A 26,735-nucleotide genomic window follows, 5' to 3' on the forward strand; every position below is an offset into this window, starting at 1 on the left:
GAATGGATGCAGCCTACAAAACACATATCGGCTGTGTAAGAGCCTTGAATGAGGACACGGGAGCGGTTGTGCATCTGTCGGAAGGTCATTTGATGGCAATCGTCGCCGATGGGATGGGTGGTCATAAGGCTGGCGATGTCGCTAGTCTGATGGCGGTCGATATTATTAAAATGGAGCTGCAGGGAACAGAACTGACAAGTTCACTGACTCCCGAAGCTGGAATCGATCTGTTGGATCGAGCGATCCTTAAGGCTAACGACGCTATTTTTGAATATGCGAACAGTAATGACGATTGTCACGGGATGGGGACAACGGTCGTTGTATCCTTGCTTAATCCAGAGTGGCTTGTCATCGGGCATATTGGGGATAGTCGCATTTATCGAATCGCGGGCGAAGAGATTAAGCAATTGACAGAAGATCATTCACTTGTCAATGAACTTTTAAAAAATGGTCAAATTACGAGAGAAGAGGCCATTCATCACCCACAGCGCAATGTGCTCGTTAAAGCGTTAGGCACTGATCGAAGTGTCGATGTAGAATTAAAAGCTTTGGCTTGGGATCCAGAGGACAAATTGTTGCTATGTTCTGACGGACTATCCAATAAAGTTCCGCCGCAAGCCATGCTGCAGACGATTCAACAATCAACCACTCCTGATTCCGCAGTAGAACACCTAATCCATCTCGCTTTACAAGCTGGCGGGGAAGACAATGCGACGGCGATCGTAATTGCAAACTCCAAAGCGTCACAGGAGCGAAATGGGGTGTCTGAATGATTGGAAGACGACTGGGCGGTCGCTACGAAGTGAAGCAGCGTGTTGGCGGCGGTGGAATGGCCGTCGTTTATAAAGCTCATGATAACTTGTTAAATCGGACAGTTGCTTTAAAAATTTTGCGTTCTCAATTTGGCCATGATGATGATTTCATCACACGCTTTCGCCGTGAAGCGCAAGCAGCCGCAAGTCTTTCTCATGCGAATGTCGTTAATGTTTATGATGTAGGAGTGGAAGACGATATTCAATATATCGTCATGGAATATGTTGAAGGACAAACTTTAAAAGAACTGATTATTGATCAAGGCGCGCTTCCCGTTGAACAAGCGGTGGAGATCGCGATGCAAATCTGCGACGCGTTGGAGCATGCCCACCATAACCATATTATTCATCGTGATATTAAACCGCATAACATTTTAATGGGGAAAAACGGACGGGTGAAAGTAACCGATTTTGGAATTGCCCGCGCAGTCAGCTCCGCTACGATTACCCATACAGGTTCGGTAATCGGTTCTGTTCACTACTTTTCACCGGAACAAGCCCGCGGCGGGATAAGCGGAGAAAAATCGGACATCTATTCGCTTGGGATTGTCTTGTATGAAATGATCACGGGCAGTGTTCCTTTTTCAGGAGATTCGCCGATCAGTGTTGCTCTGAAACATTTGCAAGAAGAAATTATTGCGCCGCGCGAGATCAACCCATCTTTGCCGCAAAGTTTAGAAAATGTCGTCTTGCGCGCGCTCGTGAAAGACCCGTTGTATCGCTACCAATCCGCTCGAGAGATGCAACTAGATCTAAAAACATGTCTTAATCTAGAGCGGCTGAACGAACCGAAATTCGTTGTCGAACATGACGATGAAGAAGCGACGCGGATGGTTCCCGCGATAACGCCAGCCATGCTAAGAGAGCATGAAATGTCGATGAAAGAAGACGAGGCGGAGCAGGAAGAACAGGTTGTCGAGGATGGCGATTCTAGCATTTCGACAAAGCAAAGACCGAAATGGGTCAAACCCGCTAGTTGGACTGGTTTTATTACTTTATTAATTATTGCGCTAATTTACAGTTTCAATCTTTTAATTGGCATGATTTACGTGCCGGAGCTAGTGATGCCGTCAGTGGAAGGGATGCCTTTAGAGGAAGCGCAAAACGAGCTAATAGCTAAGGGACTGAAACCGGTTGTGCACACCCGACCAAGTGATGAGATCCCTGAAAACGAGGTCATACGTCAGTCCCCGCCTGCGGACATGAGAGTCAAGAAAAACAGCGAAGTGATTCTAATTGTTAGCCAAGGCGAAAAAGAGGTTATGATGCCAAAGATGATTGCGGAGTCTGAAGAATTAATTGAGGAACTACTAGGAAGATACAACCCAACGATTGAACGAAAATCGAGCGATGAGTATGCGGCGGGAATTATTATGGCGCAACAACCGCCAGAAGGAGAGATGTTTCTTCCTTCAGGAACAGATATTATTATTACGGTTAGTCGCGGTAAGGAAACCGTGAGAATGCCAACGCTGATTGGCTTGAAGGTGAGGGAAGCGGAAAATTTATTGCGTGAAAACGGGCTAAAAAGAGGGAAGATCAAGGAAGAACCGAGTTACATGGAGAAAGGGACCGTATTTCGGCAATATCCTTTTCAGCCCGGCTCTCAAGCATCACCAGGAACGGAAATAGAACTGGGCGTGAGCAGCGGTTATCCTTCTGAAGCCAAAACAGTGACAGAACCCGTGCTCGTGCTTGTCGATGATGAACCGACGGATATTCGGATCGTTGTGACGGATGCCCGCGGAAAAAACCGAGAGCTAATTAAAAAAACGATTCAGCAGTCCGATACGTTTGATGTAGAGGTCGTTGTATCCCCGACGCAAGACGGGACGATCATGATCTATAAAAATGGCGAGTTTATTGAGAGAAGGCCAGTTCCTTATGAAGATGTTTCTTAATTAAGGGGAGCGATAGGACAGTTATCTTAAATTTATAAGAATGTATAAAAACTTCATTAGTTTTTTGACCACTTCCCTGACTAAACTGTCATGTTTACGAAGAGCAGAAAGAGGTCAAAACCTTCTTTTTACAACGACAATATAAAGTTGAAAGTAAGACCTGGTGAGGTCCTCGTTGAGAAAGCTGGATGGATTAAAACATCCGAACAGGTTCCTATGGATGTAAAGTATACGAATCCCAGAGTATCTTTTGATGGAAAGTACTGGTACCTATCCGTTGGAATCGAACAGGAACTTGAAAAGCCTATTTTAACTGATGAAGTTATTGGGATTGATGTAGGCATCGAAAAACTTGCTGTCTGTTCCAATGGCATGACTTTTAAAAACATGAACAAGACAGCGAACGAAAGAAAGATTGAAAAGCGTTTACGGAGGTTGCAACGCAACGCTTCTCGAAAATACGAGATGAATAAGGAGGGAGGCCGTTTTGTCAAAACGCGCAACCTTATAAAAATCGAAAGAACGATTCGTTTGCTACACCGTAAATTGACGAATATTCGCAACAACCACATACACCAAACGACTACCGCTATCGTGAAAACCAAGCCTAGCTCAGTAGTTATGGAGACACTAAACATTCAAGGTATGATGAAGAATAAGCACTTATCAAAAGCAATCGCTAAACAATGTCTGTATGACTTTAAAACAAAAATACAGTACAAATGTGAGAGGTATGGGATTCGATTCATTGAAGCCGATAAGTGGTTTCCATCTTCTAAAATGTGTTCGGGTTGTGGAGACATTAAAAAGGACCTGAAGCTATCTGATCGTGTTTACCAATGTGGGTGTGGTTTGAAAATAGATAGAGATTTAAACGCTGCTATCAATTTATCGAAATTAGCAGGATAACACTGAAAAGTTACCGCTAATGTGTAGGATTCGTTGTATCCGAATTTACGCCCTTGAAGTGTCACATCAAACGAAAGTAGCTTCGGCAAAATCGGACACACAGAATAGGAAAGCAAACGGAGATTTATAGATTTTTATAAGTCTTTGGCAACGGGGTTTTATGCCCGAAGGTAGGATTATTAAAGCATTGAGTGGTTATTATTACGTGCTTGACGAAGAGAAAACGTGGCAGTGCCGAGCCCGCGGTGTTTTTAAAAAAAGAGGGATCTCGCCGTTAGTCGGCGATTGGGTTACGTACGATCAGGGCGAAAATCAAGAAGGTTTTATTCAAACGGTTGCCGATCGTAAAACAGAACTCGTTCGTCCGCCGATTGCCAATGTTGAGCAAGCGTTCCTCGTGTTTTCACTCGCGGAACCTGTTTTCAACCCATTGCTGTTGGACCGATTTTTAGTGCATACGGAAGGCGCAGGGCTACGTTCCATCATTTGTTTATCGAAGGTCGATTTGTTACGGGACGGTTATCAGGCGATCAAAGAGACGTATGAGCAAATTGGTTATCCTGTGTTGGCCACGAGCAAAAAGACGGGTGAAGGGATTCAAGAACTAAAAGCGTTGCTTCGAAACCACATTTCTGTTTTTTCAGGTCAGTCCGGGGTGGGGAAATCAAGCCTACTTAACGAAATATTGCCAGGTGTAAATTTACAGATCGGTCAAGTGAGCGAGCGGTTGCGACGCGGAAAACATACAACGAGACACGTTGAGTTGATCCCCGTTGAAGGCGGTTTTGTCGCGGATACGCCAGGATTTAGCCAACTTGATTTTTTTGATGTTGACCCCGAGCAACTAGGTTATCACTTTATAGACTTTAAACCGTATATTGCGGATTGCAAGTTTCGCGGTTGCTTGCACATTAGTGAACCGGGTTGCGCTGTGAGAGCTGCGTTGGCGGATGGTCAAATTAATCAACAACGGTATGACAACTATGCGGTCTTTTTAGAAGAAATAAAAGAAGATAAGAGGCGGAGGTATTAAATAATGGGTAAGCTGCCAATTAAAATTGCGCCATCCATTTTATCAGCGGATTTTGCAAAATTAGGCGAAGAGATCAAAGACGTAGAAGTAGGCGGCGCAGATTATATTCATGTCGATGTGATGGATGGACATTTCGTGCCAAACATTACGATTGGACCGCTGATTGTCGGGGCGATTCGTCCAATGACGGAGTTGCCATTGGATGTGCATCTGATGATTGAGAATCCGGATGTATACATCCCTGAATTTGTAAAACAAGGGGCGGATATCGTTACGGTCCATCAGGAAGTTTGCCCGCACTTACACCGAACGATTTATCTGATTAAAGAACATGGAGCAAAAGCGGGTGTTGTTTTGAATCCCGCGACGCCGATTAGCGCGATTCAACATATCATAGAAGATATTGATATGGTTTTATTAATGACTGTAAACCCTGGGTTTGGCGGTCAAGCATTTATTCACAATGTCGTTCCAAAAATTCGGGAGTTAAGAAAGCAATTGGATGAACGAGGGTTGACGCAAGTCGAAATTGAAGTGGACGGTGGCATCAATCCTGAAACAGCAAAATTGGTGATCGAAGCTGGGGCGAACGTACTCGTTGCCGGTAATGCGATTTACAATCAACAAGATCGTAAGCAAGCAATTGCGGCGATCAGAGGATAACGGACGATTCAGAAAGTCGAGGATGAGCGGGCCTTCTGGAATGTCCGTTCTTTTATGTCGGAGAACTCCTGATTATTTCTCTTCGGTCGTCTTCCAAAAATAAGAAGCGTAGGAATGATCATTTTCCTACGCTTTTTTATGCTCGTTTTATCCGTCCTGACTTGGCGTCTGTTTACACCTTTTGCGCTTCCTTTTCCCAGAAGCCTTCGAACACTTCTTGTTTCTCCTCTTCATCTAGCATCCTAAAGCCATGTTCTTTCAAGAACGCTGCTAATGTTGGCGATAAGTCGGTAACGTAAATTGGCTTTTGGTATAAATAAGATTCATACTTAATAAACTCAAGACAACGAATCGAATCTAGCATAGATCGAGGTGTATAGGTCATTTCCTCTAATTCAAGATGCTTATTGTAAGTTTTAAAATGAAATTCGAGGGAATTGTTCATGATCGTAATGAGTCCAGCTTCGTTTTTAGTAAACTCTCCGTCGATGAGCTTACAAAATTGCTTTAACCTGTTCTTCAACAAATAATTGGGAAAGATAACGAGATTAGTTTTATGAATTGGTGGCGGGGTAAATAGAGCCGCTTGTCCCATGGAAATCCTCCTTTAAAATCGCAATTTACTATACGTTATGCGTAAGTCGCATTTAAAAGAACGAGAGTTTGTAATTGTTGCAGTTTAATGGTGGCGATTTCTAGCTTGGGCGAAACTGATTTTTGTCCCCAACGTAAATTAGGAACATTTCTAGGAAGTAATTGAATATACTTTATTAGATCTAATTTGGTCATCTATCCATAGAAGCGCTGCGGTAGGTTGAGGACAGGGCTAATGTTTAGCTTGAATCTTTTGGAAGTAAGGAGGGGCCAGTCATGAGGTTCTATACGATTAAATTGCCGAGATTTATAGGGGGAATGGTGAAGGCCATGTTGGGAGCCTTCAAAAAGAAATAAAAAAGATACGGATCCGTATCTTTTTTTTCGTTTCACTTATATTTTAAATTTTTTAGTTAAAAAAGCGCCCTCGATAAACTTGGGCGCTTTTTCACCGCATAAATACGGTTATACGTGTTTTAAACTCGGAAAAGAGTTTTTGTTCTATATAACGGACTAAGCCCGTGTTACTTTTCCAGATTTAAGCGCTTTGGCGCTTACATAAACGCGCTTCGGCTTTCCATCAACTAAAATACGTACTTTTTGAACGTTCACTCCCCAAGTGCGCTTTTTCGCGCGGTTAGAGTGACTTCTTTTGTTACCCGTGCTGGCTCTCTTTCCAGTGATATAACATACGCGTGCCATTTTTCCACCCCCCTGATTGAACACCATCAGTATACAAAACACTTTAACATGATAGCATAAGGAATTTATTTTCGCAATACATCCGTGGACAACTCTTTCGAGTGATGGGCGTCCAGCCTTTTAATTCGGTATTTTTTATAGTAGAATTGGAGGAAATCATATTTTTGTTAAATATAGCTTAATGGAATAGGCTCTGAATTAATAAGGCGGAACAAGTATAAACCGACCATGCTAAAAAGCATGAATCAAGCGAGGTAGGAGAAGATCAACTATGTCAATGGAGATCGACAGTACGTTAGGAAAAATTGATGTCTCTAATGAAGTCATTGCCACGATTGCGGGCGGCGCGGCTGTAAATTGCTACGGTCTAGTTGGAATGGCTTCGCTTCAGGGATTGAAAGACGGTTTTTCGGAGTTATTGGGTAAAGATAACTTAAGTCGCGGGATCGTTGTTTCAAATGAAGAAGGGATGATTGAGATCGATTTGCACATTATTGTTAGCTATGGCGTTAAAATTTCCGAAGTGGCTCACAATGTGCAGACAAAAGTGAAGTATACATTAAAGCAAATGCTTGGCCTCGATATAAATGGGGTTAACGTTTTTGTGCAAGGAGTTAGGGTATCGGAGCCGTAAGTCAGGAGGTACTCGTTGTGAGTAAGAAAGAAGTAAGTGGAGAAGAATTAACCAGCATGTTTTTTGCGGGGGCGAAAGCTTTGGCGAACCATGCCTCAGAAGTGGATGCTTTAAATGTTTTTCCCGTGCCAGATGGGGATACCGGAACGAATATGAACTTGAGTATGAGTTCTGGCGTTTCAGAACTGAAAAAAAACCCGAGTCATCATGCAGGGATGGTATCGCAAGTGTTATCAAAAGGACTGTTGATGGGGGCAAGGGGAAATTCAGGCGTCATTTTATCGCAATTATTTCGAGGTTTTAGCAAAGCGATCGCTGATGATGAAACTGTCACCGCAAAAACATTGGCCCTAGCCTTCTCTCAAGGAGTTACGATGGCTTATGATGCTGTGATGAAGCCTGTGGAAGGAACTATTTTAACTGTCGCTAAAGATGCGGCGGCAGGAGCTCAGCAAGCCGCTCAAAGAACCGATGACATCACGCAAGTGATGCGCGTGACATTGCAAGCCGCCCAAGAATCTTTAGCGCGTACTCCGCAACTGCTTCCTGTATTAAAAGAAGTTGGGGTTGTAGATTCCGGCGGGCAAGGCCTCGTTTACATTTATATCGGATTTTACCAAGCGTTGCTTGGCGAAGTTGGGGACGAGCAACTACTTGACCAGTTGAATGAGCTCGTTGCGCAACAACCACGGGAAGAAATGACATCGCTTCGTTTTCAGGAAGAACGGGCTCAGATTCATTTGCAGACGGAAAGCATTGAATATGGATATTGCACAGAGTTTTTGATCAAGCGAGCTCCTTCCCCGCGCTTCCAATTGGCTCCTTTTCGTGAGCGGGTTAGTCATTTTGGCGATTCATTACTCGTTGTGGCTGATGAGGAATGGGTGAAAGTTCATATTCATAGTGAACACCCAGGAAAAGTTTTAGAATATGGTCAACAGTTTGGGGAACTTGTCGGGATTAAAATTGAAAATATGCGTGAGCAACATGCCCAAATTGTTTCTATTGAAAATCATGAACGAACGAACAATTTAGACCCGCAGCAAGAAGAGCGACAAGCAATGCAAGCGTATGGGATTGTGGCCGCAGCCAGCGGTGAGGGGATTGTTGAAATTTTAAAAAGCTTAGGTGTTGACGAGGTCGTGGAAGGCGGTCAAACGATGAATCCCAGCACAGAGGATTTGTTGCAAGCCGCGTCTCAACTCCAAGCGGAACATATCATCTTTCTGCCCAACAATAAAAATATTATTATGGCTGCTGAACAAGCGGCGCGCATGATTGAATTGCCCGCTACGGTAGTCCCCAGTCGATCGATGCCGCAAGGGATTGCCGCGTTGCTATCGTTGAAAATAGAGGAATCCCCTGGCGTCAATAAGCAACAAATGATCGATGCGATATCACACGTGAAAACGGGACTAGTGACCTACGCTGTGCGGGATTCAAAGGTTGACCAGCTTCAAATTAAAGAAGGCGATTTTATCGGTTTGCTTGAAGATGAAATTGTGACCGCAGCAACGACGCTTAATCAAGTTAGCAAAGACCTCCTAACGGAGATGATTGATGAAGAAAGCGAAGTTGTCTCTATTTTCTATGGACAAGAGGTAGAAACGAATGAAGCGGAAGCTTTTGCGGATGAAATTCAATCCGCCTACCCGCAACTAGAAGTTGAACTTTATACTGGCGGACAACCGCTCTATTCATTCATATTCTCAGTGGAGTAATGTAGGGGGTAGTGATGGCTACGATCAAAATTGTAACAGACAGTACAGCTGATATTTCAAAAGAAATAGCCGAGCGATGGGGCATCCATGTTGTTCCGCTTAAAGTGCATGTTGATACTAAGACTTATCTAGATGGGATTGAGATTACCCCGTCGACTTTTTTTGAAAAATTGGAAAACACCAATCAGTTTCCATCGACTTCTCAACCGCCTCCTATACAATTTGAGACCATGTATCGCGAGATTTTGGAAAGTGAGGGCGCCGATACGCAAATTATCTCTATACACCTTTCTAGCGCCTTAAGCGGGACCTATCAGTCAGCGAACCTGGCCAAAAATATGATGGGTGACGAAGTGGATATCGATGTAATCGATTCAAAAAAGGCGTCATACATGTTAGGAATGATTGTCGTCGAAGCGGCGAAAGCAGCGGAACAAGGGAATACGAAAGAAGAGTGTTTGGCCCTCATTGAGAAAATGATTCGTGAGCAAAAGGAGTTCTTCCTTGTGGATACGTTGACGTATTTGCAAAAAGGCGGAAGGATTGGTCGGGCTCAAGCGGTCGTTGGAACGTTATTGAATGTCAAACCGATTCTGGCGCTAAATGAGAGCGGCGAAGTGTATCCGTTTGAAAAGGTGAGAGGGAAGCGGAAAGCGTTGGCCACCATCATTGATGAGTGTAAAAGCTATGCTCACGATGAAAAAGTGATCGTCTCCATCTTATATGGGCTAAATCGAGCGGAGGCGGAGCAGCTGAAAGAAACGTTGATGAGTGAATTTAATATTCAGGAAGTTACATTTGCGCAAATAGGCCCTGTGATTGGCGCCCACGTTGGCCCACAGGCATTGGCGGTCGTCATGTATAAACCCTGAATAAAGGAAGGATGAACGTAGTTCTTCCTTCTTGTTTTATTTGATTTTGCAATGGCAAAAGACAGGGGGAACGCATCAAATGAAATATCGTTCTGTTTTTGATATTATTGGACCGATTATGATCGGACCATCCAGTTCGCATACAGCGGGGGCGGCTCGGATTGGCTTGATGAGCAGAAATGTATTTGGCAGACAACCAAAGAAGGCGGAAATCACGTTCCTTGGTTCGTTCGCTCAAACGTATAAAGGTCACGGCACAGATATTGCGATCATCGGCGGGATCCTTGGTTTAAACACATATGATGAGCGAATGGTTGAAGCGCATCAGCTCGCTAAAGAGTTAGGGGTCGAAATTAAGATGTCCGTCTCTGATGATGAGCCTAACCATCCGAATACGGCAATCATTACATTGAGTGATGAACAGGGCGAGACTACGGTGGAAGGTATCTCGATCGGCGGCGGAAAAATTGTGATTACTTCAATCAATGGTTTTACCTCGCGGATCTCAGGAGAAGTTCCGACGATCCTAGTTAAGCACCAGGATCGTTCGGGGGTCGTTGCCTCCATTACCGAAGTATTTGCCGAACGGGACTTAAATATCGCTTATTTAGAATTGGCCAGAAAGTCAAAAGGCGGCCAAGCTTTAATGATCATTGAGACCGATTATCCGATGGATAAAGCGCTTTGCAAACAAATCGAGTCGCTCCCTTTTATTGAAAAAGTAGTGAGGCTTGAAACAATCTAATTAGCTTTCAGAAGGATGTGATACGTGTGGTTTTTCGAACCATTGCTGAATTGGTGGAAAGATGCGTTGCTGAAAACAAGAAGATCTCTGAGGTGATGATTGAGACAGAGATCTATCAATCCGGAAGAAATCGTGAAGAAGTTTGGAAGCTGATGGATGATAATTTAACTATTATGGAACAAGCGGTTAAACGCGGAATCGTAGAGGAAGAACGTTCTCGTTCGGGTTTAACAGGCGGAGACGCTGTTCTTTTACAACGTTATTTAAAAGAGAAAGAGCCGCTTTCTGGACGAATTTTGTTAGACGCGGTAAGTAAATCGGTGGCGACGAACGAAGTCAACGCGAAAATGGGAACCATTTGCGCCACACCGACTGCGGGATCTGCCGGTATCGTGCCAGGCACCCTATTTGCGGTCGCTCCAAAATTACAGGCGACGCGCGAGCAGATGATTCGATATTTGTTTACATCAGGAGCTATTGGGCTCGTAATCGCAAACAACGCATTTATATCCGGGGCGGCGGGTGGTTGCCAAGCTGAAGTTGGGTCAGCTACGGCGATGGCGGCCGCGTCCATGGTGGAAATGGCGGGGGGTAGTCCTCAACAATCCGCTGAGGCGCTTTCAATCGCAATGAAAAATTTACTTGGTTTAGTGTGTGACCCCGTAGCGGGATTAGTTGAGGCTCCTTGCGTTAAACGAAACGCGATGGGCGCAGCATTGGCGATGACCGCCGCGGACATGGCTCTGGCTGGTATTAAAAGCATTATTCCCGCTGATGAGGTGATCGAGACGATGTATCAGATTGGATGCTCTATGCCGAGTAGTTTGCGAGAAACTGCATTGGGAGGGTTGGCGGCGACACCGACAGGGAAAGAACATGAACGTCGGATATTTGGTTCGCTCAAAGACTAATGAATCAGATGCTGTTACCTGTTACAACGGTAACGGGAATTGGAGAGGTAAAAGCGCAAGCGTTAGCGGAGTTGGGGATTGAAACGGTCCATGACTTGTTGTTCTACTTTCCGTCGCGTTATGAAGACTATTCGATTCGGGAGTTAAGCGAAGTCGCGAATGGGGAACGGATTACGATTCGCGGGGAGGTGTACGCTGAACCGGCTGTCCGCTTTTTCGGAAAAAGAAGGTCGCGGATGATGGTCCGCCTTGTCGTTGATCGAGCGGTTGTCACCGCAATTTGGTTTAATCAGCATTATTTAAAAAATCGGATCAAGATTGGTCAAGAAATCCAAGTAAGTGGAAAGTGGGAAAAAAATCGGATGCAAGTCACTGTTTCCGAAACAAAAACAACCATTCCGAAGACAACGCAACAACAATCGGAAGAAGTGAAAATTAAACCGATTTACCCCGCCTCCGCAGCGGTTACAGTAAAACAAATCCAGCGTTATCTGCAGCAAGCTTTGCAACAATACGCGTCCGACATCGAAGAGATCCTACCTGCTGAAATCCGAGAACGACGCCTTTTTATTTCGAGGCGAGAAGCGATTACAGCGATCCATTTTCCAACATCGACCGCGCTCGGAATTGAAGCGAGGAAAAGACTTGCTTATGAAGAGTTATTTTTTTACCAATTAAAGATGCAAGCGCTGCAACTTGTCCAAAAAAGGAACAACCAAGGTTTAGCGATGCCGATTCCATTGGAGCCTGTGCGAGCGTTCGTTCGGGCATTGCCTTTTCGGTTAACTAATGCTCAAAAAAGGGCATTGAAGGAGATTCTGGATGATCTGCAAGCCGATTTTGGGATGAACCGATTGTTGCAGGGGGATGTTGGTTCGGGTAAAACGATCGTTGCGGCGGTTGCCTTGTATGCGGCCACGCAAGCGGGCTGTCAAGGGGCGCTGATGGCTCCGACGGAAATCTTAGCGGAACAACATGCAGCCACTTTAACGAAATTACTTGCTCCATACGGTCTGCAAGTCGGTTTGTTAACGGGCGGGATGTCGGCGCCGATTCGTCGTGAATTGTTAGGCGGCTTGCAAATGGGCTTGATTGACATCGTCGTAGGTACGCATGCGCTTATTCAAGATGATGTCCATTTTAGTAAGCTAGGTCTAGTCATCACAGATGAACAACATCGGTTTGGGGTGGAACAACGGCGCGTACTGAGAGAAAAAGGACTGCAGCCAAATGTGCTTTGCATGACGGCCACACCGATCCCAAGAACATTGGCGATCTCCGTTTTTGCGGATATGGATGTGTCCACGCTCGATGAGTTGCCCGCTGGTCGAAAACCGATTGAAACGTACTGGGTGAAAGAAAATATGTTCGAGCGCGTGCTTGCCTTTATTGCAAAAGAAGTGAATAACGGTAGACAAGCTTATGTGATCTGTCCCTTAATTGAAGAGTCTGAAAAGATAGATGTGCAAAATGCGCTCGATGTTCATGCCCAGTTGGTCCATTATTTCGGAGAGCAATCTCAAGTAGGTCTACTGCACGGCAGAATGACTTCAAAAGAAAAGGAACAGGTCATGCGGGAGTTTAGCGCCAATCAGATCCAAGTGTTAGTTTCAACGACAGTCATTGAGGTCGGGGTTGATGTGCCCAATGCGACTGTTATGGTCGTTTATGACGCTGAACGATTCGGTTTGGCCCAATTGCATCAGTTACGCGGTCGGGTTGGCAGGGGTTCGGAGCAATCAACCTGTATTTTAATTGCGGATCCGAAAACAGAAGTTGGGCGGGAACGGATGAGAATTATGAAAGAGACGTGTGACGGGTTTGAAGTCGCCCGCAGGGATTTAGCGTTAAGGGGACCCGGCGATTTCTTTGGCACCAAACAGAGCGGTTTACCCGAATTCCGCCTGGCTGATCTTACCCAGGATTTTGAACAATTGGAGTTGGCGCGAGCGGATGCCGCAGCGATCCTTCGAACAGAAGATTTTTGGACGGATGACAATTACGCATTTTTGCGCGCCTATTTGGAACAACAAGGGATATTGGAACAGTACATGTTAGATTAATGATGAAGAGACTGTAGAGAGGTTAATCCTTGCGGCAGTCTCTTTTTTTATTATATTGCGTCAAAAAAAAAGCCGGATGTCATTGAATGCGCCAACGCATTTTCCTGAACATCCAGCCAATGGGAGAGGAGAAACCGGAGGAAGAGCTTATGGGGAAACGTAAGTCTTCTCCGCGGTTGTCAGTAACACAAATCATGTTACTAGTCATATTATGGGCACGATTAAGGAAAGATATACATATAAAGTGAATTTAATTTGAAACAATGTAGGGATGATTTACCAGACTACAATGTTGTGTTACACTTATCAAAAAGTAGTACTCTTTAAGTGACGGTCAATCGAGGAGGGAGTCATGAGAGTTATTTCCGGTTCGAAAAAAGGAAGACCGTTGCAAGCGTTACCAGGGAAAAGCACCCGCCCTACCGTTGATAAGGTGAAAGAGTCGATCTTCAGTATGATCGGACCTTATTTTGAAGGAGGGATTGGGCTTGATCTGTACGCAGGCACAGGTGGTCTTGGCATAGAGGCGTTAAGCAGAGGAATGGAAAAGATCGTCTTTGTCGACATTGATAAGAAAGCGATAGAGGTCATAAAACAAAACCTAGCTAAAACAGACTTGCTCGATCAGGCTGAAGTTTACAAGAATGAATCGCGTCGGGCTTTGAAGGCGTTAAAAAAGAGGCAACTTCCATTCGATTTAGTTTTACTTGATCCTCCCTATACGCATCGTAACATCGCTGACGAAATCGCGCTTCTCGAACAATTTGGTTTGCTTAACCTTGGCGCCATTATTGTTGCCGAAACAGACGCGCAACTAAGTTTGCCGGACTTAATCGGACCGATCCAAAAACAGAAGGAAGCGGAATATGGCAGCGCGCGGATTACTGTTTATCGCGCGCCGGACTGACTACATAACGAAGGGAGAATCAGAAGATGACGATTGCGGTATGTCCCGGGAGTTTCGATCCTGTGACAAATGGACATCTAGATATTATTGTGAGGGGTTCGAAGATTTTTGACAAGGTCATCGTTTCAGTATTAGTGAACGAGAATAAGCAACCCTTGTTTTCAATTGAAGAACGAGTCGCTTTATTAAAAGAGGTAACGAAAGATTTGCCGAATGTTCATGTGGAGTCTTTCCAAGGATTGTTGATCGATTATATGAAGTCAAAACAAGCGAAAGTGATTATTAAAGGATTGCGAGCCGTATCCGATTTTGAGTACGAATTGCAAATGGCGTCAATCAATCGCTTGATGGAGGAAGAAATCGAAACGTTCTTTATGATGACGAACACGAAATATTCGTACCTAAGCTCCAGTATTGTGAAGGAAATTGCCAAGTATAAAGCAGATGTAAGCGCGATCGTGCCACCTCCGGTGGAGCAGGCGTTGATGGATAAATTTATCCAGTATGGAAATAATCCCGGGATCTAACCGGGATTATTTCCTTTTAACTGAGTGGCGCGCAAAAGGCTTCCTTTGGCTATAAAGCGTTGTCGTTTTCTAATTGTTGAGGCGCCGCTTTGAAATCAAATGAATCATATAAGAAATGAGCGCTAATCCTAGTAAGAAAAGGGACGCGAATAACCCGATGTGTTGAAAGTTGTTCCACGTAAGGATAAGCCCCCCTGTCGGGGTCTGTTCGGCAAAAGCGGGAAGTGTAAATTGGAATAAGGCCAAGCTTTGAAAAGGTTTCCAGAAAAGAAAGGCGAGCGCGCCTGCAATGAAAGCATGAATTCCTTTCCAAATAAAATACGGTTTGTAGCGCATGTCCGTTGAGCTAATAATACTCGCGACCTGAGCGTGCACAGAAATTCCGCCCCAAGCAACGAGCGCGGAAGCTACCGCTAACTTAATTTCCATCCCAATCGGAGTGTTTAATTCACTCATGTATTGCATGCTTTGCGTCACTTCAAAAAAACCGATTACAAACACTTGAGATAAGTCTTCCGGCAGTTGAAACAGCGATAATACCGTGGTCAAAATACTGGCTAATACAATGGAGATAGCCCCCATCGAGATAAATTCAATGATCACGGAAAAAATAATGATAAATCCGCCGATGACGAACAATGTTTGAAAACTGCTCATTACCGCGTCGCCCATCAGTTGTCCGAACGGTCGCCGTTCTTTCAGTCGAGCTCGATGCATTGCCTGCAACGCGCGTAACAGTAAGGGTTGGTTTTGATCTGTCGTATAAGAAGTGATCTGTCCCCTGCGATCGTGAAACCGAAGCATGATTCCGACCAATAAGGCTCCGACGTAGTTAGCGATTGCAATCGTAATCCCAAGCGTCGCATCATGGAAGAAGCCGACAGCAACCGCGCCGAAAATAAACAAGGGATCCGTTGTGCTTGTAAAACAAACAAGTCGCTCACCTTCTGCCCGTGTCACTAACTTTTGTTGCCTCAATTGGGTGGCTAACTTAGGGCCTACAGGATAACCAGAAGAAAAACCCATCGCCATTACGAATCCGCCTGTGCCTGGCACTTTAAATAACGGCCGCATCAGAGGTTCTAATAAAACGCCAATAAAATGAACGACCCCGAAGCCCATCATGATCTCTGATAAAATCATAAAAGGAAGTAATGCTGGGAACACAACGTCCCACCAAATTTTTAACCCGCGCAACGCGGCGTGGAAGGAATCTTGTGGGAATCGTATCATACAGAAAACGAGTAAGACCGATAGCGCCGCAAACAAAAGAGTCTGAATATAAGGTTTATAACGCATGTAAAAGCTGCCTCCATGTTGTCGTTGCATAATGGACATACCACTACACTTTACGCGAGGACAAGACCATTTAGACCAGCTCAATGTTGATCAATCTTCATGTTGGCTCATATAATAGAGAGAAAATGGAATCTATTTATGATGTGAGAGGTTGGGGGAGGAAATCATACATGATGAGACCGAAGGTTGGATTAGCGTTAGGGTCAGGCGGAGCTCGCGGCATCGCTCATATCGGTGTGATTCAAGTGTTAGAAGAAGCGGGAATCCCAATTGATTATATATCTGGCAGCAGTATGGGCAGTCTGATCGGCGCTTGTTACGCTGCAGGCATTACACCAGATATGATGGAAAAATTGGCGATTAATTTGAAACGAAAATACTGGCTTGATTTTACTGTGCCTAAAATGGGGTTTATCGCTGGCGAGAAGGTTAAGGAAATGGTTCGGCTGCTGACACAAGGGAAGGATATCGAGCAGCTACATAAACCGCTTGCGGTCGTAGCGACAGATTTAAGAAATGGGGAGCGTGTTGTTTTTACGAAAGGCCCGATTGCCCCAGCTGTTCGCGCGAGTATTTCAATCCCTGGTATCTTCATACCGGAAGAGGTTGATGGAAAGTTATTGATCGATGGCGGGGTGATCGATCGCGTGCCGATTACAGCTGCGCAGGCGATTGGAGCGGAGTGTGTCATTGGGGTTGACGTCGGGATTGTTTCAGAGGAAGTTCACCTCAGTTCTATTTTTGACGTGATCGCCCAGACGATTCAAATCATGGAAAAAGAGATTTTCCGTTATCGAATCGTAGACGCCGACGTTTTAATTCGTCCTATTGTTGGTGGGTTTAGCGCCACTAATTTTACGCAGGTAGAAGAGCTGATTGAAGCTGGAAAAGAAGCAGCGTTTAAGTCATTAGATCAGATTCGGAAAGTTATAGAAAGTAGAGGAATCCATGAGGAATAGAAGAATATGGGGGCTGTTTGCCTTCTTCTTATTTATCTTTATTGGGATGAATACGAAAGTCCCTTACTATATATATCAACCAGGTTCGGCTCTTCCGTTGGCGCCGATTATTCAAGTGGAAGACGGCTATGCGGAAGAACAAGGAACATTTCGTTTGACAACGATTCGCACCGGACCAACCAATGTCGCGGGCGCGCTTTGGGCGTCGCTTGACGCTAACGCTGAGTTGGTGAAGGCGGAACACGTTCATAGTCCGCATGAGAGTAACGAGCAATATTTACAAAGACAGCTTGCTGTTATGAAAGCCTCGCAGGATACTGCTAAAATCGTTGCTTTTCAAAAAGCTGGATTCGATATTAAATTGAAAAATAGCGGGGCGATTATCATGCAGATTATTCCGGGTTATCCCGCGGAGAAGGTGTTACAGGTCGGAGATGTCATCTTCCGTGTCGATGATGTTCAAATCGAAACGGCGGAGGATTTGATGGACGCCTTGAAAGGACGTCAGGTGAACGAAGAAACGCTGATACATTTTGCCCGAGACGGGAAACCACAGGCAGCTAAACTAACGCTGACATCATTACCGGCCCTACCTGGCGAAGAGAGCAAACCAGGGATCGGGATCGCTTCCCCGATTACAAAGCGGGTGTTTGAATTGCCAAAAAACGTTGAAATTAAATCAGCGGAAATCGGTGGGCCGTCAGCCGGGTTGATGTTTACGCTAGAAATGATGAATCAATTGCTCCCAGGCGATTTGACGAAAGGGTATGATATAGCGGGCACGGGAACGATCAATGAAGACGGTTCAATCGGCCGAATTGGGGGAATAGAATATAAGGTTGTCGCCGCCGCTCGTGAACAAACAGAGATCTTTTTCGCCCCTGCGGAAAAGGATGAGAAAGGCGTTTCTAATTATGATCAAGCAATTAAAAAGGCGAAGTCTCAAAATTTAAAGATGAAAATCATCGCTGTGCGGGAAATTGACGATGTATTGGACTATCTGAAGAAACTCCCGCCGCGTTAGAATAAGGAGGCAACGCCTCCCTATTTCCATTTTATCGGTGTGAAGGTGTGCTCAGGTCGAAAAGAAGCGGGCTGATAAGCGAGCTGGTAAAGGTTGGAGGCCCTCACATCTAGGTCGAGCATCGGGTGTTTTTCTTTTTGGATCCGCCCGATAACGGGTACTAGGCTTTGCTCGCCCGCCCGACGAAGCAAGGCTTGTCCACGCTGATTGAATCCGAGCGCTCGAATGTACGGAACGCCCCGTTGTAGCTGGAGATTGTTTATTTCTCGTTTTGTTACATTTAACAAAAGATAGAGTAATAAGCGCTGCAGGCGGTTCCACGTATAGCGTTTCGTCTTGATTGCTTCCATGAAACTTTGAAAATCAGTTGTTTGAAGGCTTAATCGCTTCAGGCGGTGTTCGATTCCCTCATCCATTTCATGAATAAGCGCCAATTGTTCGGTTCCCTGGGCGAGTAGTTGCTGGCGGACAAATGAAAAGAACAAATCCCAATCGATCGGGAATCGCGCCGCTTGTTGTTCTTCTCGTAAAATCTGATACGTCGACAAAGGTGTAAAATTTTGAATCGTGTCCAGATTGCTTTCGGCAATTAATTTGCGTAATGCTGTCGCGCTGGCAATTGTCTGATCCGTAATTGCTGTTTCATTGTAACCAGCTTTTACGCGCGTAATCGTGTAAGGCTTAATTGAACTGTTCAATCTCTTTAAGGCAAGGATATAATTTAATCCGAGAATGTTGTTCGGCTTATTTAAGTCATCTATCGACACATTCGCTAGGTTTGCCGCAGCATTGGCGTATGCGCTCGGATAGGGCAAGCCCTCGCTAAGACCTTGCTTTAACTCTTGCTTAAAACTAGCGGGTTCGTTGGCAAGTTTTTGGGCTAACTCTTCAAGCCAATCGGTTGACCCGCTTTCGCTTCCAAAACAAATGGAGTCGACCACGCCGAGGGAATGCAGAGCGGAAACAGCGCCGAAGGCAAATACTTCCGCATTTTGGGTACAATAAGCGGTAGGAAGCTCAATCACGAGATCAACGCCAATCGCTAACGCCATTTTCGTCCGCGCCCATTTGGAGACGATCGCGGGTTCCCCTCTTTGCAGAAAATTTCCGCTCATAACTGCGACGCACGCGTCAGCTTGTGTTGCTTTGATCGCTTCTTGGTAGTGATAGAGATGCCCGTTGTGCAGTGGATTATACTCCACGATGAGTCCGACAACTTTCATTGCGCGTCTTCCTTTCTACATTTGCTTTGTTATTATTATAATGTATCTTTAATTTTGTTGACAAACATTACGCAACAGCTTTATAATGATTTCTGTTGTCTTAGGAGTGATGTTGATGAAAATATTGGTGAATGAGCTTGAAAAAGTTCAAGGGCAGAGGCAGCAATTGGAAGGTCCCGTTATTACAAAGGGAATCAAGTATCCGCATCTTCAGTTTGAGAATTTTACATTCATGGGACAAGCTCAGAAAATCGCTGAATTAGTTGATGTAGCGGGGGATTTATCGGGCGCGATCAAGACCGGGTGTTCAAGATGCGCGACTCCAACTACATATGATTTTTCAACTTCTTTTTCGGAACAATTTTCGGATCAGATAGAGCAAGTTGATGATGATGAAGACGAAGCTGAGAGTGAGATCATTCCTTATCAAGGGGTAGAGATTGACTTAACGCCTTATTTTCGGCAAACGATCTTATTAGACATGCCGCAGATATATCTTTGCTCCGACACGTGCAAAGGATTATGTCCGACATGCGGGACAAACTGGAATGAGCAAACCTGTTCGTGCAACAATGAACGGATTGATCCGAGGTTAGCGGATTTAGCCTTATTCTTTAAAAAAGATAAGGAATAAAACTGATTATCGCTGATGTTGATTCCGCTTGGAAGCATCGGTTATAATATAACTCTGTCAGATGACAGCGCGCTATAAATACGCATTATTTTTAAGATGGTAATAACGCTTTGTAGGGCGTTATGAACTTCCGTTGAAGGGGGTGGAAGAAATGGCAGTACCAAAAAGAAGAACTTCCAAAACTCGCAAAAGACTTCGCCGCACACACTTTAAATTAGAAGTGCCTGGCATGGTGAAATGCTTAACTTGCGGAGATTATAAATTGTCTCACCGTGTTTGCAAATCTTGCGGAACATATAAAGGTCAAGAAGTTGTAAATAAATTCTAAGCTTTGCTAGGGCAAGGTACTTCGGTACCTTGCCCTTTTCTTCTTTAGAAAGGGCTATTATTCGACATAATCAACCTGTTGCGATTTTTTGGTTTATCCCATATACTTTTAGTACCTGGTAATAAATTTAACTTAAATCCAGTTATAGGCCCTGCGATGTATGCCACAGAAAAATTCGGGCAAGCTCGGGGAACTCTGTCAGCATGCGCATACGTCGGGGGCGTAATTGAGACCCGTCTGGTGGTGAGGAAAATATATCGTTTGAAAAAAAGGGAAAGGCAAATCAAATTATCTGAACGTTTGCATGAGAACCCCTTCCTTACAGATGAAGAGTTAGCGGAGCGATATTCTGTAAGTGTTCAAACTATACGCCTAGACAGACTTGAGTTGGGTATTCCAGAGCTGCGGGAAAGAATAAAAAACGTAGCTGAACAAAAGTTGGAACAGGTGAAACCGCTTCAACGGTATGATATTACCGGTGAGTTAGTAGATTTAAAGTTGGATCAAAGTGCTGTATCCATTTTAGAAATTAGTGAAGAGCATCTCGTCTCACACACTTTATTCGCGAAAGATCACTATGTTTTTGCCCAGGCAAATTCATTAGCTGTGGCCGTTGTCAATGCGCAAGTGGCGCAGACGGGGGCTGCTCGCATACGATTCATCCGCCCGGTTAAGTTAAAGGAGAGACTGATTGCGCGCGCGATCGCGCGTAGTCAACAGAAAGATAAAACGATTGTCCGTATTGAAACCCGGGTCCAAGATGAGCTCGTTTTTAGCGGTAGTTTTCACGTGTATAAAGTAATGGATACGCATAAAGCATAGGAGGGAACCGCTTGAGGATCGCTGTAGATGCAATGGGTGGCGATCACGCTCCCCAAGCTATCGTTGAAGGAGCAATGATAGCTGCGCGAGACTTAACCGATATACATATTGTCTTAGTTGGCGACGAAAGTAAGATTAGATCCTACATGGACGATTCCTGTCCTCCCAATATTGAAATTGTCCATACGACCGAAGTGATTGAATCAGACGAAAAAGAGCCGGTTAAGGCTGTTCGCCGTAAGAAAAACGCATCGATGGTTATCGCGTTGGAGATGGTCCGTGAAGGGAAAGCAGACGCCGTTATTTCCGCTGGAAATACGGGCGCGTTCATGTCTGGAGGCGTGTTTATTACGAAACGGATCGATGGGATTGAGCGTCCCGCGTTGGCGCCCATTTTACCTTCTCTTGAACAGGGTAAGGGAACGCTTGTTTTGGATGTAGGGGCAAATATTGACGCCAAGCCTGAGCACCTGCTGCAATATGCTATGATGGGGAATATTTATGCGCAGGGTGTGATGGGCGTGCCTACTCCAAGAGTTGGCCTACTAAACATAGGCGCCGAAGAGCTGAAAGGGAACGAATTAATGAGGGAAACTTTTGGCCTTCTGAACAATAGTAATCTACACTTCATCGGAAATATTGAGGCTAGGGACGTGCCTTTTGGCGCGTGTGATGTTTTAATTTGCGACGGTTTTTCGGGAAACATTTTATTGAAATCTCTTGAAGGAATGGCTGGAGCTGTTTTTCAAGTTTTAAAAGACGAGCTTACTTCATCTATCATAAGTAAAGCGGGCGCGGCCCTTTTAAAGCCGAGCTTAAGAAGAATTAAGAAGAAAATGGACTATACCGAGTATGGCGGAGCGCCGTTAATGGGATTGCAAGGCACATGCATTAAAGCCCACGGTTCATCTAATGCAAACGCCATTAAACATGCCATTTTTCAAGCCGCTCAATTTGTGGAAAAGGATATTATCGGTCTTATCCAAAAGGAAGTTCAGCAAGAAAGAAGGGAATTGGATGCAGAAAATGAGAGCAGCGGGAATCCTGGGGACGGGAGCCTATTTGCCTGAGAAAATCTTAACGAATCAAGACCTGGAAGAAATGGTAGATACGAGCGATGATTGGATCGTATCTAGAACAGGGATCCGTGAAAGACGCATTAGCGCAGAAGGCGAGGCCGCTTCAGATTTAGCTTATAAAGCGGCTCAACAAGCGCTGGAAACGGCGGGGCTGGACGCGGAGCAGATTGACCTGATTATCGTGGCAACGATCACCCCGGATACGACATTTCCATCTACAGCGAACCTAATTCAAGAACGACTAGGGGCGAAAAAAGCGGCTGCGTTTGATTTGGCGGCTGCCTGTTCCGGCTTCTTATATGGGGTAGCGACCGCAAGTCAATTTATTCAAAATGGATTGTACCGCTATGCGCTTGTGATTGGGGTTGAATGCTTGTCGCGCATCGTCGATTGGACCGATCGGAACACATGTGTCCTCTTTGGAGACGGGGCGGGGGCTGCTGTGCTTGGCCCTGTTGAAGATGGAAGCGGTTTCTTGTCGTTCGATTTAGGTTCAGATGGGGCGGGCGGAGAGTTACTAAAACTACCTGCTGGTGGTTCTAGAATGCCAGCAAGCGAAGAAACGATCGCCAATAAACAACACTTTTTGCAAATGGCCGGGTCAGACGTATTTAAGTTTGCTGTGCGTGTGATGGGCAGTTCTGCTGAGGCGGCGATTGAGAAAGCCGGACTTACAAAAGAGGACATCAGTCTTCTTGTTCCACACCAAGCGAATATGCGAATTATTGATGCCGCTGTAAAACGATTGGGACTGCCGATAGAGAAGGTCGTCGTAAATCTTGATCGCTATGGAAATATGTCAGCCGCGTCGATTCCCGTGGCGCTGGATGAAGCCGCAAAAAATGGAAAGATTAAACAAGGGGACCACTTGGTGTTAGTAGGGTTTGGCGGCGGATTAACCTGGGGAGCATCCGTCTTAAAATGGGACACAACGGAAAAGCGCTAGCCAATTACTAATAGGGGGAGAAATTGAAAATGAAAAACATTGCTTTTGTATTTCCTGGTCAAGCGGCGCAGTATATCGGCATGGGAAAAGAAGCTTACGAACAAAATCAAAGCGCGAAGCAAATTTTTGAACGAGCAGATGAAGCATTAGGTTTTTCTATTTCCAAGATTTGTTTTGAAGGTCCCGAAGAAAAATTACGCTTGACGAGTAACACACAACCCGCCATTTTAACCGTAACTTGCGCTACGCTAGAATGGGTCAAGGCGGAGACTGACCTGGAACCTTTGTTTTTAGCGGGTCATAGTTTAGGAGAGTATGCCGCTCTTGTTCACGCAGGGGCGCTTAGTTTTGAAGACGCGGTGAAAATCACGCACGCCCGAGGCACGTATATGTGTGACGCGGAAGGTACAATGGCCGCAGTGATTGGGATGGATCTTGAGCCACTGGGCGCAATTTGTGAGGAAGTTACAAAGAGTGGGTACGTTGTTGACTTAGCTAACCAAAATAGCCCGGGTCAAATTGTCATTTCAGGTTCGCATGAAGGGGTTCGGATTGCCGGGGAAAAAGCGGATGCGGCGGGCGCGAAACGAGTGATCCCACTAAATGTTAGCGGGCCGTTTCATTCTAGTTTTATGAGGCCAGCGGCTGAAAAGCTAAAGAGGAAGTTGGAATCAGACATACAAATTTCAAGCGCTTCGATTCCGATCATTGCGAATACGACAGCGAAGCCGATCACGGAACCAGCAGACATTTTTAAGGCGTTAGTCGATCAAGTCGCTTCACCTGTGCTCTGGTCCGATTCGATTCGATATATGATTGATCATGGCGTGGACACATTCATTGAAATTGGTCCAGGCACGGTGATTAGCGGGTTGATTCGAAAAATAGACCGATCAGTCAAGACGTATGCAATTGAAGATATGGAAACATTAAATAACTTTAAAGCGGTGTTAGTGTAAAAGGGAGGATCTATGTTAAAAGATAAAGTAGCGGTTGTTACAGGAGCATCACGCGGCATCGGGCGAGCGATTGCCTTATCGTTAGCAAAAGCCGGAGCAGACATTGTTGTTAATTACGCGGGAAGCGAGCAAGCGGCGCGCGAGGTTGCCGCTGAAGTGGAAAAGTTAGGTCGTCGAGCTCTCGTCATTCAGGCGGATGTAGCGGATGCGCAGCAAGTCGATCAGATGGTCCAGCAGACGTTGGACGCATTTGAAAAGATCGATATTCTCGTTAATAACGCGGGCGTAACGAGAGACAATCTGTTAATGAGAATGAAAGACGAAGAGTGGGATGAAGTGATCTCGACGAACCTAAAAGGAGTCTATCATTGTACAAAAGCTGTGACGCGGCCGATGATGCGCAAGCGGGCGGGCAGGATTATTAATATCGCCTCGGTCGTCGCCTCGCTCGGTAATGCTGGACAAGCGAATTACGTTGCGGCTAAGGCGGGCGTAATCGGCTTAACGAAAGCGGTTGCCCGTGAAGTGGCCACAAGAGGAATCACGGTCAATGCAGTTGCCCCTGGTTTTATTGAAACCGATATGACCGCGCAACTTAGCGAAGAAATTCAAACGGGGCTGAAAACGCAGATTCCGTTGCAACGATTAGGAAAGCCAGAAGATATCGCTGCGATGGTCTGTTTTTTAGCGACAGATCAAGCATCCTACATCACTGGGCAAACGATCCATGTGGATGGCGGGATGTACATGAGTTAGGAAATTTATAGGATGGACTAGTTTTCCAAAGCAAGTTTTCGTATAATACCCTAAGAGGAGGTGAAGGTTATGGCAGACGATATTCTGGAAAGAGTGAAAAAGATCGTGATTGATCGACTTGGTGTGGATGAATCAGCTATCGTAACGACAGCTTCTTTTAAAGAAGATTTAGGAGCAGATTCCTTAGATGTAGTTGAACTTGTAATGGAACTTGAAGATGAGTTTGATATGGAAATCTCTGATGAAGACGCGGAGAAAATTGCTACAGTGGGTGATGTAGTAGAGTACATAGGATCCCACAAATAAAATTGACAAGAAGGTCCCGTTTTTGACGGGACTTTCCTGTCAATTTAACTTTTTTAGCAGAACCCCGCTTTTTCTAGAAGTATAGACGGGCTATTTGCAAAGGACAAATGAGTGAACTGGATAAATATAATGGGATAGCGTTGAGGTGAAACGATGAAGAATCGAGTTGTCATTACTGGAATGGGTGTTGTCTCTCCTAGTGGAAATTCGGTTGACGAATTATGGAGCAACCTACTAGCGGGAAAGTCTGGAATTGACCATATTACTGCTTTTGATGTTTCCGAATATCCGACTAAAATAGCCGCGGAAGTAAAGAATTTTGTCCCGGAAGATTGGATGGATCGAAAAGAAGTGAGAAGGACTGATCGATTTGTTCAATTTGCGATCGCGGCCGCGAAGATGGCGAAAGAACACGCGAAGTTGAATATGGATGAATGCAATCGGGACCGTATCGGCGTTTATATCGGTTCAGGGATCGGCGGTTTGGGCACATTTGAAGAACAGCATTCAACCCTGTTAAACAGAGGGCCGAGTCGGGTGAGTCCGTTCTTTATCCCGATGATGATTGCAAATATGGGATCTGGACAAGTATCCATTGCTCTTGGAGCGAAAGGTCCAAACAGCTCCGCGATTACTGCGTGCGCGACGGGAACGAATTCAATCGGGGACGCGTTTAAAATTATTCAACGCGGCGAAGCGGATGTCATGTTTGCGGGCGGCGCGGAAGCAACAATTTATCCGATGGGGTTAGCTGGGTTTTGTTCTGCGAGAGCGATGTCAACGAGAAATGATGATCCTACAAAAGCAAGTCGTCCGTTCGATCTCGATCGAGATGGATTTGTAATGGGGGAAGGATCGGGTGTATTGGTGCTTGAATCGTTGGAACACGCCCAAAAAAGAGGGGCGACGATTTACGCTGAATTGGTCGGTTATGGGATGAGCGGTGACGCGCACCATTTAACGATGCCAGCCCCAGAAGGTGAAGGAGCGGCGCGCTGTATGGCGCTGGCGATCCAAGATGCCGGTGTAGCGCCTGAAGCGATTGATTATATTAATGCTCACGGCACGTCAACCGAATATAATGACAAATTTGAAACGATGGCGATCAAAGCGGCGCTAGGGGAACATGCCTATAAGACATTGATCAGTTCCACGAAGTCGATGACCGGGCATCTACTGGGAGCGGCAGGAGCGGTAGAAGCGATTGCCTGTGTAATGGCGATTCAAGATCAAACGGTTCCGCCTACGATTAATTACGAAACGCCAGATCCAGACTGCGATTTAGATTATGTGCCTAACGAAGCGCGCAAAGCGGAGGTCAATGTGACCTTATCCAATTCGTTAGGATTCGGCGGACACAACGCAACGATTATTATCCGTAAGTTTCAAGATTAAACTAAAGCGAT

28 protein-coding genes and 1 pseudogene are annotated in these 26,735 nt (G+C 45.3%); 25 read left to right on the top strand and 4 right to left on the bottom strand.

Features of this window, described 5'->3' with window-relative positions; all coding sequences use genetic code 11:
• Positions 1-2 precede the first annotated feature (2 nt).
• The 5 genes and pseudogenes from BEP19_RS08375 (at position 3) to rpe (ending at position 5,318) form a co-directional block, all read left to right on the top strand.
• Positions 3-773 (top strand): Stp1/IreP family PP2C-type Ser/Thr phosphatase, encoded by a 771-nt coding sequence (locus tag BEP19_RS08375; protein WP_120189408.1) that lies wholly within the window; start codon positions 3-5, stop codon positions 771-773.
• Positions 770-2,713, top strand: coding sequence for a Stk1 family PASTA domain-containing Ser/Thr kinase (pknB, locus tag BEP19_RS08380; RefSeq protein ID WP_120189409.1), 1,944 nt, complete (start codon positions 770-772; stop codon positions 2,711-2,713). Before BEP19_RS08375 ends, pknB begins: the two co-directional genes overlap by 4 nt.
• A gap of 99 nt (positions 2,714-2,812) precedes the next feature.
• Positions 2,813-3,622 (top strand): annotated as a pseudogene (locus tag BEP19_RS08385) (RNA-guided endonuclease InsQ/TnpB family protein); the annotation flags it as partial.
• A 160-nt stretch (positions 3,623-3,782) separates the two neighbouring features.
• On the top strand, positions 3,783-4,655 hold the full coding sequence (gene rsgA / locus BEP19_RS08390) for a ribosome small subunit-dependent GTPase A (protein ID WP_120189410.1): 873 nt from the start codon (positions 3,783-3,785) through the stop codon (positions 4,653-4,655).
• Between the two features lie 3 nt (positions 4,656-4,658).
• Positions 4,659-5,318, top strand: coding sequence for a ribulose-phosphate 3-epimerase (gene rpe, locus BEP19_RS08395; RefSeq protein WP_120189411.1), 660 nt, complete (start codon positions 4,659-4,661; stop codon positions 5,316-5,318).
• A 172-nt stretch (positions 5,319-5,490) separates the two neighbouring features.
• Here the strand turns inward: rpe and BEP19_RS08400 are convergent, their stop codons facing one another.
• Positions 5,491-5,913 (bottom strand): hypothetical protein, encoded by a 423-nt coding sequence (locus BEP19_RS08400; protein ID WP_120189412.1) that lies wholly within the window; start codon positions 5,911-5,913, stop codon positions 5,491-5,493.
• Between the two features lie 275 nt (positions 5,914-6,188).
• Between BEP19_RS08400 and spoVM the strand changes: the two genes are divergently transcribed.
• On the top strand, positions 6,189-6,269 hold the full coding sequence (gene spoVM, locus BEP19_RS08405; RefSeq protein ID WP_120189413.1) for a stage V sporulation protein SpoVM: 81 nt from the start codon (positions 6,189-6,191) through the stop codon (positions 6,267-6,269).
• Between the two features lie 156 nt (positions 6,270-6,425).
• Here the strand turns inward: spoVM and rpmB are convergent, their stop codons facing one another.
• Complete coding sequence (gene rpmB / locus BEP19_RS08410) at positions 6,426-6,614, bottom strand: 50S ribosomal protein L28 (RefSeq protein WP_120189414.1); 189 nt, start codon at positions 6,612-6,614, stop codon at positions 6,426-6,428.
• Positions 6,615-6,885: 271 nt separating this feature from the next.
• On the opposite strand from rpmB, the gene BEP19_RS08415 reads away from it, so the two are divergent.
• From BEP19_RS08415 to coaD, 8 genes are all read left to right on the top strand, one after another.
• Complete coding sequence (locus tag BEP19_RS08415; RefSeq protein ID WP_120189415.1) at positions 6,886-7,248, top strand: Asp23/Gls24 family envelope stress response protein; 363 nt, start codon at positions 6,886-6,888, stop codon at positions 7,246-7,248.
• A 17-nt stretch (positions 7,249-7,265) separates the two neighbouring features.
• On the top strand, positions 7,266-8,969 hold the full coding sequence (locus tag BEP19_RS08420) for a DAK2 domain-containing protein (RefSeq protein ID WP_425452743.1): 1,704 nt from the start codon (positions 7,266-7,268) through the stop codon (positions 8,967-8,969).
• A 14-nt stretch (positions 8,970-8,983) separates the two neighbouring features.
• Positions 8,984-9,841: a DegV family protein gene (locus BEP19_RS08425; RefSeq protein WP_120189416.1), complete on the top strand. Its 858-nt coding sequence runs from the start codon at positions 8,984-8,986 to the stop codon at positions 9,839-9,841.
• A 79-nt stretch (positions 9,842-9,920) separates the two neighbouring features.
• Entirely contained in the window at positions 9,921-10,586 is a 666-nt protein-coding gene (gene sdaAB / locus BEP19_RS08430; RefSeq protein ID WP_120189417.1) for an L-serine ammonia-lyase, iron-sulfur-dependent subunit beta, read from the top strand.
• 26 nt (positions 10,587-10,612) lie between these two features.
• Positions 10,613-11,497 carry an L-serine ammonia-lyase, iron-sulfur-dependent, subunit alpha gene (gene sdaAA, locus BEP19_RS08435; RefSeq protein WP_120189418.1) on the top strand — a complete coding sequence of 295 codons (885 nt, stop codon included), beginning with the start codon at positions 10,613-10,615 and terminating at the stop codon, positions 11,495-11,497.
• Positions 11,497-13,560, top strand: coding sequence for an ATP-dependent DNA helicase RecG (recG, locus tag BEP19_RS08440; protein WP_120189419.1), 2,064 nt, complete (start codon positions 11,497-11,499; stop codon positions 13,558-13,560). Before sdaAA ends, recG begins: the two co-directional genes overlap by 1 nt.
• 352 nt (positions 13,561-13,912) lie before the next feature.
• Positions 13,913-14,467, top strand: coding sequence for a 16S rRNA (guanine(966)-N(2))-methyltransferase RsmD (gene rsmD, locus BEP19_RS08445; RefSeq protein WP_120189420.1), 555 nt, complete (start codon positions 13,913-13,915; stop codon positions 14,465-14,467).
• 26 nt (positions 14,468-14,493) lie between these two features.
• Positions 14,494-14,994, top strand: a complete 501-nt coding sequence (coaD, locus tag BEP19_RS08450; RefSeq protein WP_120189421.1) for a pantetheine-phosphate adenylyltransferase — start codon at positions 14,494-14,496, stop codon at positions 14,992-14,994.
• 69 nt (positions 14,995-15,063) lie between these two features.
• Here coaD and ylbJ read toward each other — a convergent pair whose 3' ends face one another.
• Positions 15,064-16,293 (bottom strand): sporulation integral membrane protein YlbJ, encoded by a 1,230-nt coding sequence (gene ylbJ / locus BEP19_RS08455; protein ID WP_120189422.1) that lies wholly within the window; start codon positions 16,291-16,293, stop codon positions 15,064-15,066.
• A 170-nt stretch (positions 16,294-16,463) separates the two neighbouring features.
• Here ylbJ and BEP19_RS08460 point away from each other — a divergent pair, with 170 nt between their 5' ends.
• Entirely contained in the window at positions 16,464-17,252 is a 789-nt protein-coding gene (locus tag BEP19_RS08460) for a patatin-like phospholipase family protein (protein WP_120189423.1), read from the top strand.
• A complete protein-coding gene (locus tag BEP19_RS08465; protein WP_120189424.1) occupies positions 17,242-18,276 on the top strand; it encodes a SepM family pheromone-processing serine protease in 1,035 nt (344 codons plus the stop codon). The genes BEP19_RS08460 and BEP19_RS08465 overlap by 11 nt, the downstream gene beginning before the upstream one ends.
• 20 nt (positions 18,277-18,296) lie before the next feature.
• Here BEP19_RS08465 and BEP19_RS08470 read toward each other — a convergent pair whose 3' ends face one another.
• Positions 18,297-19,499, bottom strand: coding sequence for a nucleotidyltransferase (locus BEP19_RS08470; RefSeq protein ID WP_120189425.1), 1,203 nt, complete (start codon positions 19,497-19,499; stop codon positions 18,297-18,299).
• 115 nt (positions 19,500-19,614) lie between these two features.
• Between BEP19_RS08470 and BEP19_RS08475 the strand changes: the two genes are divergently transcribed.
• From BEP19_RS08475 to fabF, 9 genes are all read left to right on the top strand, one after another.
• A complete protein-coding gene (locus BEP19_RS08475; protein ID WP_170145312.1) occupies positions 19,615-20,133 on the top strand; it encodes a YceD family protein in 519 nt (172 codons plus the stop codon).
• Between the two features lie 151 nt (positions 20,134-20,284).
• Positions 20,285-20,461, top strand: a complete 177-nt coding sequence (rpmF, locus tag BEP19_RS08480) for a 50S ribosomal protein L32 (RefSeq protein ID WP_120189427.1) — start codon at positions 20,285-20,287, stop codon at positions 20,459-20,461.
• A gap of 243 nt (positions 20,462-20,704) precedes the next feature.
• The gene (gene fapR / locus BEP19_RS08485) at positions 20,705-21,283 is read left to right on the top strand and encodes a transcription factor FapR (RefSeq protein ID WP_120189970.1); all 579 of its coding nucleotides are present in this window, start codon (positions 20,705-20,707) and stop codon (positions 21,281-21,283) included.
• 11 nt (positions 21,284-21,294) lie between these two features.
• The gene (gene plsX, locus BEP19_RS08490; RefSeq protein ID WP_120189428.1) at positions 21,295-22,353 is read left to right on the top strand and encodes a phosphate acyltransferase PlsX; all 1,059 of its coding nucleotides are present in this window, start codon (positions 21,295-21,297) and stop codon (positions 22,351-22,353) included.
• Complete coding sequence (locus BEP19_RS08495; RefSeq protein WP_120189429.1) at positions 22,301-23,308, top strand: beta-ketoacyl-ACP synthase III; 1,008 nt, start codon at positions 22,301-22,303, stop codon at positions 23,306-23,308. The genes plsX and BEP19_RS08495 overlap by 53 nt, the downstream gene beginning before the upstream one ends.
• A gap of 29 nt (positions 23,309-23,337) precedes the next feature.
• Entirely contained in the window at positions 23,338-24,267 is a 930-nt protein-coding gene (fabD, locus tag BEP19_RS08500; RefSeq protein WP_120189430.1) for an ACP S-malonyltransferase, read from the top strand.
• Between the two features lie 12 nt (positions 24,268-24,279).
• The gene (gene fabG / locus BEP19_RS08505) at positions 24,280-25,023 is read left to right on the top strand and encodes a 3-oxoacyl-[acyl-carrier-protein] reductase (protein ID WP_120189431.1); all 744 of its coding nucleotides are present in this window, start codon (positions 24,280-24,282) and stop codon (positions 25,021-25,023) included.
• Positions 25,024-25,092: 69 nt separating this feature from the next.
• The gene (gene acpP / locus BEP19_RS08510) at positions 25,093-25,329 is read left to right on the top strand and encodes an acyl carrier protein (protein ID WP_120189432.1); all 237 of its coding nucleotides are present in this window, start codon (positions 25,093-25,095) and stop codon (positions 25,327-25,329) included.
• A gap of 153 nt (positions 25,330-25,482) precedes the next feature.
• Positions 25,483-26,724, top strand: coding sequence for a beta-ketoacyl-ACP synthase II (fabF, locus tag BEP19_RS08515; RefSeq protein WP_120189433.1), 1,242 nt, complete (start codon positions 25,483-25,485; stop codon positions 26,722-26,724).
• Positions 26,725-26,735: the final 11 nt, after the last annotated feature.

This window comes from Ammoniphilus oxalaticus (assembly GCF_003609605.1).
Taxonomy (GTDB): Bacteria; Bacillota; Bacilli; order Aneurinibacillales; family RAOX-1; genus Ammoniphilus; species Ammoniphilus oxalaticus.

What these genes read in the sequence shown, in the direction of transcription:
- BEP19_RS08375 (WP_120189408.1), top strand. Translation starts at nt 3, where the DNA reads ATGGATGCAGCCTACAAAACACATATCGGCTGTGTAAGAGCCTTGAAT.
- pknB (WP_120189409.1), top strand. Translation starts at nt 770, where the DNA reads ATGATTGGAAGACGACTGGGCGGTCGCTACGAAGTGAAGCAGCGTGTT.
- rsgA (WP_120189410.1), top strand. Translation starts at nt 3,783, where the DNA reads ATGCCCGAAGGTAGGATTATTAAAGCATTGAGTGGTTATTATTACGTG.
- rpe (WP_120189411.1), top strand. Translation starts at nt 4,659, where the DNA reads ATGGGTAAGCTGCCAATTAAAATTGCGCCATCCATTTTATCAGCGGAT.
- BEP19_RS08400 (WP_120189412.1), bottom strand. Translation starts at nt 5,913, where the DNA reads ATGGGACAAGCGGCTCTATTTACCCCGCCACCAATTCATAAAACTAAT.
- spoVM (WP_120189413.1), top strand. Translation starts at nt 6,189, where the DNA reads ATGAGGTTCTATACGATTAAATTGCCGAGATTTATAGGGGGAATGGTG.
- rpmB (WP_120189414.1), bottom strand. Translation starts at nt 6,614, where the DNA reads ATGGCACGCGTATGTTATATCACTGGAAAGAGAGCCAGCACGGGTAAC.
- BEP19_RS08415 (WP_120189415.1), top strand. Translation starts at nt 6,886, where the DNA reads ATGTCAATGGAGATCGACAGTACGTTAGGAAAAATTGATGTCTCTAAT.
- BEP19_RS08425 (WP_120189416.1), top strand. Translation starts at nt 8,984, where the DNA reads ATGGCTACGATCAAAATTGTAACAGACAGTACAGCTGATATTTCAAAA.
- sdaAB (WP_120189417.1), top strand. Translation starts at nt 9,921, where the DNA reads ATGAAATATCGTTCTGTTTTTGATATTATTGGACCGATTATGATCGGA.
- recG (WP_120189419.1), top strand. Translation starts at nt 11,497, where the DNA reads ATGAATCAGATGCTGTTACCTGTTACAACGGTAACGGGAATTGGAGAG.
- rsmD (WP_120189420.1), top strand. Translation starts at nt 13,913, where the DNA reads ATGAGAGTTATTTCCGGTTCGAAAAAAGGAAGACCGTTGCAAGCGTTA.
- coaD (WP_120189421.1), top strand. Translation starts at nt 14,494, where the DNA reads ATGACGATTGCGGTATGTCCCGGGAGTTTCGATCCTGTGACAAATGGA.
- ylbJ (WP_120189422.1), bottom strand. Translation starts at nt 16,293, where the DNA reads ATGCGTTATAAACCTTATATTCAGACTCTTTTGTTTGCGGCGCTATCG.
- BEP19_RS08460 (WP_120189423.1), top strand. Translation starts at nt 16,464, where the DNA reads ATGATGAGACCGAAGGTTGGATTAGCGTTAGGGTCAGGCGGAGCTCGC.
- BEP19_RS08465 (WP_120189424.1), top strand. Translation starts at nt 17,242, where the DNA reads ATGAGGAATAGAAGAATATGGGGGCTGTTTGCCTTCTTCTTATTTATC.
- BEP19_RS08470 (WP_120189425.1), bottom strand. Translation starts at nt 19,499, where the DNA reads ATGAAAGTTGTCGGACTCATCGTGGAGTATAATCCACTGCACAACGGG.
- BEP19_RS08475 (WP_170145312.1), top strand. Translation starts at nt 19,615, where the DNA reads ATGAAAATATTGGTGAATGAGCTTGAAAAAGTTCAAGGGCAGAGGCAG.
- rpmF (WP_120189427.1), top strand. Translation starts at nt 20,285, where the DNA reads ATGGCAGTACCAAAAAGAAGAACTTCCAAAACTCGCAAAAGACTTCGC.
- BEP19_RS08495 (WP_120189429.1), top strand. Translation starts at nt 22,301, where the DNA reads ATGCAGAAAATGAGAGCAGCGGGAATCCTGGGGACGGGAGCCTATTTG.
- fabD (WP_120189430.1), top strand. Translation starts at nt 23,338, where the DNA reads ATGAAAAACATTGCTTTTGTATTTCCTGGTCAAGCGGCGCAGTATATC.
- fabG (WP_120189431.1), top strand. Translation starts at nt 24,280, where the DNA reads ATGTTAAAAGATAAAGTAGCGGTTGTTACAGGAGCATCACGCGGCATC.
- acpP (WP_120189432.1), top strand. Translation starts at nt 25,093, where the DNA reads ATGGCAGACGATATTCTGGAAAGAGTGAAAAAGATCGTGATTGATCGA.
- fabF (WP_120189433.1), top strand. Translation starts at nt 25,483, where the DNA reads ATGAAGAATCGAGTTGTCATTACTGGAATGGGTGTTGTCTCTCCTAGT.